The organism is Caballeronia choica, assembly GCF_001544535.1.
GTDB classification, from domain to species: Bacteria; Pseudomonadota; Gammaproteobacteria; order Burkholderiales; family Burkholderiaceae; genus Caballeronia; species Caballeronia choica.
On sequence record NZ_FCON02000289.1, the window covers coordinates 1 to 5,294 of the forward strand.

The following is a 5,294-nucleotide window of genomic DNA, read 5'->3' on the forward strand; positions in this document are numbered from 1 at the left end:
CGTGAATGACATCAGATTCAACGTTCACCCTTTCATTCAGGATGACCGTTCGACGAGGTATTTCAACGAGCTGCTAGAGCTTGAGGACACCTGGCCGATTACCGAGCGCAGCACCACTGATACCCTGATCCTCCAACAACTCGACCAGCTGCCACCCTTGGCGCGTGGCGTATTGCCGGCCGACGATTGTACGTCAACACAGTCGTAGAAATAACGCCGCGCGAAGCCGACGCGAGCCGGAACGTGTAAAGACTTGACGGCTCCCACCTACGGCCAGCGGGCTATGGTGATGACAAAGTCCAGACCCCGAACAGGCGAGTCTTCGTCTGGCGGCCAAAGCCCAAGAGGTACGGAAAACCGGCAACAGGGCTATCTGTTCGAGGGTTCGTATTCCACGCCTTCCGCGAATGATCAATCTCGCGCCGGCGCGGACTCACTTGCCGCGGATGATCAGCCAGCGCGACCGGATGCCCGCCGTGAGCGACTGCACGTTGTCACCCAGCTTGTATTTTCCCCGCAGCATTTCCTTGCCCGACGAGATGCCGCAGTGGCAGGCCTCGATCAGCTTCTTGCGCATCGAAGCCGAGAACACGGCGTCCTTGCCGAGGCAGAGTTCGATCAGCGAGTCGACCAGCGCGGTCGCGACCTCGTCTCGCTCGCGCCGCGCGCCCGGGGCCAGGATGCGGCCGGGCCAGAAGGCGTACTCGAAGCCCATGTTCTTGTTGGTGGCCTCCAGGTCCTCGATCGTGCGGTTCAGGTCGGACCAGCAGCCGCCGCCGTCGTAGGTATCCAGGCCGACGGTCGTGAACTTCCCGCACTTGATTTGGAAGAAGATGTTCTGGTCGCCGAGGATCGAGCCGCGCGGAAACTGCACAGAGGTGGCGACTTCGCGGAAGCGGTCTCCGTTGCCGATGAAGAAGTCGACCGCCAGTATCTCGCCCAGGCCGAAGGGCACGTCGGTATTGCCGCGCACCAGCGCCTCGCCCAGGAGCTTCTTCTGCTCCAGATCCTTGCCGATGCCGTGCAGGTTGGCCAGCTGCTCGACGAAGCTGACCTTGATGGCGGTCTTGGTCTTGCCGTCAGAGGTATGGAGCAGGGCGTCGAGCTTCTTCAGCCATTGCGCCTGCGTGAGCGGGGCGTTGGCTATGACCTTGGTCGGGTCGCAGCGCTTGAGCTCGTCGATTTCCTTCAGTGAGAGCTTGGCGGTTTCGAATGGCAGGCCACGCAGCTTGGAGAAAGCGGTGGCATGGAACTCTAGCATGGCGCCGACGTTGTTGCGCCCCGCGCCGTCCTCGGACTTCACCACCAGCGGGCGCGACGCATTGCGCTGGCTGATGAGCAGCACCACGTTCTTGTTGTTGTTGTCGACCGGCTGGATCGACGAGATCTCGCCGGCGGCGATTTCCATGAACGGCATAAGACTCTCCTTAGGGACTAGGGAATCCAAGCGACTTCCGGCCGGATTCGGGACTCGACTTCAAGGGCTACTTTTTCATGCATTGACTATAAAGGGAACTGCTCATGCATGCACTCCTCCAAAGGCAGGGTTGCTGGTTAATTTTGACTCAGCTATTCGTGCGGCCTACTGCGCCGGGCCCGCGCGTGTACGCCCCGTGCGGGTGCTCGTGGTAACGCGCGTGGCGCACGGGACGCGTGATGCGCGTGACAGACGGGGTGACGCGGGCGCGGGTGTGCGCGTACAGCAACAGCGGGACAGGCGGTGGGCTGGCTTAGGTAGGCAGGGAGCACACGATTCGACAGATAAGCTAAGCCCGGGATAGGGCACTGAGGACAGGACGCACGGCGAGACGCTGGCGAGACAGTGAGCGAGACAGAACGGGCGAGCACAGCACGCCACACAGGCGCCACGGGCACGGCACAGGTAAGGTGAGCTATGCGGAGACTATCACCGCATCGTCACTCGCATACAGTGCGCGGACCACGAAAGTGTACGTGGAGGCGCTCACCCCGTATGTCTTTTTTCCCAGGCCGGCGGTCACAACGTTTATACAGGGATCATCGGTGATGTGTCTGGGCTCACACGTCGTCGTTTGGTGACCGCCTCAATCGTTCAGGTCAAGAGCTGACCCTGGTCAGCGAATCCTGACGTCAGACGCTCAATCGTTGTCCAAGTGCCGGAGGGGGCGGGGTCTCGCTCTGGCATTTATGCCCTCAGCTGGTTTCCTTTCGCATGTTATGGCCTTCCGTGACTCTTAATTAGGATTCTATTTCGCGATTACTGATCAAATCAATGCAGCCACCGCAGCACTGGCGGCAAAAATCAGCGGCATGACCTCGGCGTGCTCGGAGATTGGCGACGATGTGGCGATCGCCACCGAGGATTCGCAAGCAGCCGTGAGCGCCGCCACGACGGCGAGTGCTGCTGCCACCACAGCGAGTAACGCCGCGACAAGCGCACAAACCTCCGCGACCAGTGCGTCGAATTCTGCATCGAGAGCCAGCACCCAGGCAGGGAGTACATCCAACAGTGCTTCGTCGGCATCCGCAAGCGCCGGAAACGCCAGCACCGCGACCAATGCCGCGAACAGCGGGACCCAAGCCCAGACCGCACTGAACACGCTGAAGTCCAGTTTTGTGGCCCCGGTCGTGACCATCGGCTCGCAGGGTTCCGTGCCGGGCGCGAATAACTCGCAACCGTAACGGCGCCCGGATTGTTGCGCGCCCTTTGCTTCCAGCAACAGAAACGTTCCACATTTGAATGTGCCGCATCATAGTGCGAGACTCACCCGTTCACGGCGCAGGCGTCTCCATCCGGACGGACATGCAACATGTGCTCAAATCGCGGCGAAGCCGTGCACAACGTGCAGCGGGCAATCCACATCACAAGAGTCCAGCGGAACTGACGAAGCATCGAGTCGCTTGCGGCCGTGTCGTCATAGATGGCACTGCGTACCAATGCCGTGATGGCCTCGAACACGATGCATATGCAACGTGTCGTTGAGCAGATTGAGGCAATAAGTGGGGACGCCCTTTAGGCGGCGGAACTGCGACGCATCGCGCCGACGTATCTTGAGGGCATCAACCTGCGCGGCACGTTCGCTCGTTCGATTGCCCGCTATGCGGACCGGACCTTGCCCAGCCTCGCGAGCGGCCTGAATGCCATTGAGCTTCGGTCGGCGTGCTATGAGCTGACCGGGTGGGACGTTCCGTCGCGGGTGTGCCGGGCCATAAGCCGCGCGAGCTCGCCCACACTCGTGCCCCGACACGCATCGGTCATGTTCTCGCGTCCGAGGTTGCGCGCTTACGTGAGCATTCCGGTACCGACGAGAAACGCGCGCCGATTGCCGAAGTGGTCATCGACGATCGTCCCGTACAAAGCTGGCGGAGTCCGGAGCTACGCGCAGACCGTGGCCAACCCTCACAACGGTCGGAATAGAGAAAGCCGGATTGCATCGCGAACGATCCACTCAGCCATGCAACCATCGCATCAGCGACCGGCCAAGCCGACACATGAATGAGCGGTGCGGCATCACGTCACGGGTATGTTCGTGGGTGGACCCTATAATGGGCTCCTGATGGGCGCGTTCCAGACGCGCTTCGCTTAGCCACAAATAGCAAACCATGCATATTCTCGTCCCTATCGCTTCTGTTCTGATTATCGGCAGTATGGCTTCGGCGCTGTATTTCATGATGCATGATCGGGGCACAACGCAGAAGATGGTCTGGTCGCTGGCGACGCGCGTCGGCCTGTCGATTGCGCTTTTCCTGTCTATCCTTTTTGCGCACTGGATGGGCTGGATCCAGTCTACCGGCATTGCTTTTGGCCGCTTGAGTGTGGCGCACCCGCACGTGAAGCCGCGAGGTCCGACGTGCATGTTGATGGACGCTGCGTTAGTACCGGAAACTCAGTGAGCCGCACGGCTCAGAGTCGGTCTGCCTTGACGAGCGCCGTCAACTTTTCCCGTTCGGTCGCAACGTTTTCCCTATCGTTTGACGGCCAATCGAGAACAACCCCATCGTCGAGCGATTCCCGTACCAGCGACGAGTAATCCCAGTTGCTCAGCTTCCCCGATTGCAGCGCCTGCCCGATATCACGCCGGAGTTCCACCGGGAAGCTCGCATAGGCGTTCGATAATGCCGCGTACTGTCGAGCGTCGATTTCGGCGGACGCGTCATGTGAGGCCCAGGACACGACGGCGACGATCGCCATGAACGGCACAGCCGTGTAGCGGAGAATGAACTTGATGGGCGTCATTGCAGCTTTTTCGAAAGACGCTTGAGCCGCGACGTGCTGACCTAACGTTTGATCTGGTACGTGACACAGCCGAGTGGCGGGACGGCCTGCGACAAGCCGCAGGCCGTGCGTCCGGTGCGCTCTGAGCGAGCCAGCAACGACACTCGACGCCTGTTGAATATATCTAACTTCGGTGGTGTCCGCGCGCGGCACTTTGCCACAGAATCAGTCGACCTGCAGGCTTCGTAAAGCTGATCATCCTGAAACAAATCGCCTTGATTCAGATGTGCCTGGTTCAGGCGGCAGGCTCCGGGCAGGACGTCAAGACGAACGGGCCTGGCCGCAGGGATAAACGTCTGTTCAAGCATCTGCTGGTGCCCACCGGCGGGTCGGCCCTCTCCGAAGCCGCGATCCAGATGGCGGTGACGCTTGCCACAGAAAGCGGCGCCAAGATCACGGGGCTCGATGTCATCCCGGAATTTCATGTCCTGGCGTATGGTGCCGAAGTTATCGGTACACCGAGGACCAGTTCACGATGCTGTCCGACAGCAAGCGGATGACTACCTCATGGTCGTCACAAAAGCGGCCACCCCGGCCGGTGTCGAGTGCGATACGTTCACCAGGATCCGCGCTCACCCATACGAGGCGATTATCAGCGTGGCAGCGCAACGAAACTGTGATCTCATCGTCTCGGCGTCTCACGGCCGAGGCGGCGTGCGCGCCTTGTTGCTCGGCAGTGAGACCCAGAAGGTGCTGAAGCACTGCCAGATCCCGGTTCATGTCGTTCGGGAGCCGACGCAGACCGGTGCGGGCCGTGTTGTGGAATCCAGCATGCCATCCACTGAATCGAAGCCCTCCTCGCCCCAGACGTACATCGTTGCGCGCGCATCGCTCGCGCTCATCCGGGTGCGTGTCTCGCCCCCATCGCGGGCACCGCCGCGAGGCTGGCGACGGTGACCGTGGACTTCAGGTTTTTTGCGCGTGCGCGGAAAACGTCGGCTGACGTACTGAGCGGGTTCGGTATTCAGTCGGCACGTCCGCTGCCCAGGACCCACGCCACAACGATCACCAGAAAGATCGCGCACGAGCCCCACTGGGT

Annotated in this window: 6 protein-coding genes and 3 pseudogenes; 5 read left to right on the forward strand and 4 right to left on the reverse strand. The window is 60.9% G+C overall.

Features of this window, described 5'->3' with window-relative positions; all coding sequences use genetic code 11:
- Positions 1–208 (forward strand): hypothetical protein (locus AWB68_RS50350; RefSeq protein WP_235028819.1); only part of this gene is annotated, 208 nt, incomplete at its 5' end.
- A gap of 225 nt (positions 209–433) precedes the next feature.
- On the opposite strand, the gene AWB68_RS42460 is transcribed toward AWB68_RS50350, so the two are convergent.
- Both AWB68_RS42460 and AWB68_RS42465 read right to left on the reverse strand, forming a co-directional pair.
- Complete coding sequence (locus tag AWB68_RS42460; RefSeq protein ID WP_087650109.1) at positions 434–1,417, reverse strand: hypothetical protein; 984 nt, start codon at positions 1,415–1,417, stop codon at positions 434–436.
- 826 nt (positions 1,418–2,243) lie between these two features.
- A complete protein-coding gene (locus AWB68_RS42465; protein WP_087650110.1) occupies positions 2,244–2,699 on the reverse strand; it encodes a hypothetical protein in 456 nt (151 codons plus the stop codon).
- Between the two features lie 68 nt (positions 2,700–2,767).
- On the opposite strand from AWB68_RS42465, the pseudogene AWB68_RS51780 reads away from it, so the two are divergent.
- Positions 2,768–3,110, forward strand: a pseudogene (locus tag AWB68_RS51780) (Tn3 family transposase); the annotation flags it as partial.
- A gap of 472 nt (positions 3,111–3,582) precedes the next feature.
- Positions 3,583–3,789, forward strand: a pseudogene (locus AWB68_RS42475) (twin transmembrane helix small protein); the annotation flags it as partial.
- Between the two features lie 94 nt (positions 3,790–3,883).
- On the opposite strand, the gene AWB68_RS42480 reads toward AWB68_RS42475, so the two are convergent.
- A complete protein-coding gene (locus AWB68_RS42480; RefSeq protein WP_087650112.1) occupies positions 3,884–4,216 on the reverse strand; it encodes a hypothetical protein in 333 nt (110 codons plus the stop codon).
- A 263-nt stretch (positions 4,217–4,479) separates the two neighbouring features.
- On the opposite strand from AWB68_RS42480, the gene AWB68_RS51005 reads away from it, so the two are divergent.
- Positions 4,480–4,755: a universal stress protein gene (locus AWB68_RS51005; RefSeq protein WP_268810984.1), complete on the forward strand. Its 276-nt coding sequence runs from the start codon at positions 4,480–4,482 to the stop codon at positions 4,753–4,755.
- A gap of 7 nt (positions 4,756–4,762) precedes the next feature.
- A pseudogene (locus tag AWB68_RS51010) lies at positions 4,763–4,924 on the forward strand (universal stress protein); the annotation flags it as partial.
- 47 nt (positions 4,925–4,971) lie between these two features.
- Here the strand turns inward: AWB68_RS51010 and AWB68_RS50360 are convergent.
- The coding region (locus AWB68_RS50360; RefSeq protein WP_235028820.1) for a hypothetical protein at positions 4,972–5,294 on the reverse strand (323 nt) is incomplete at its 5' end.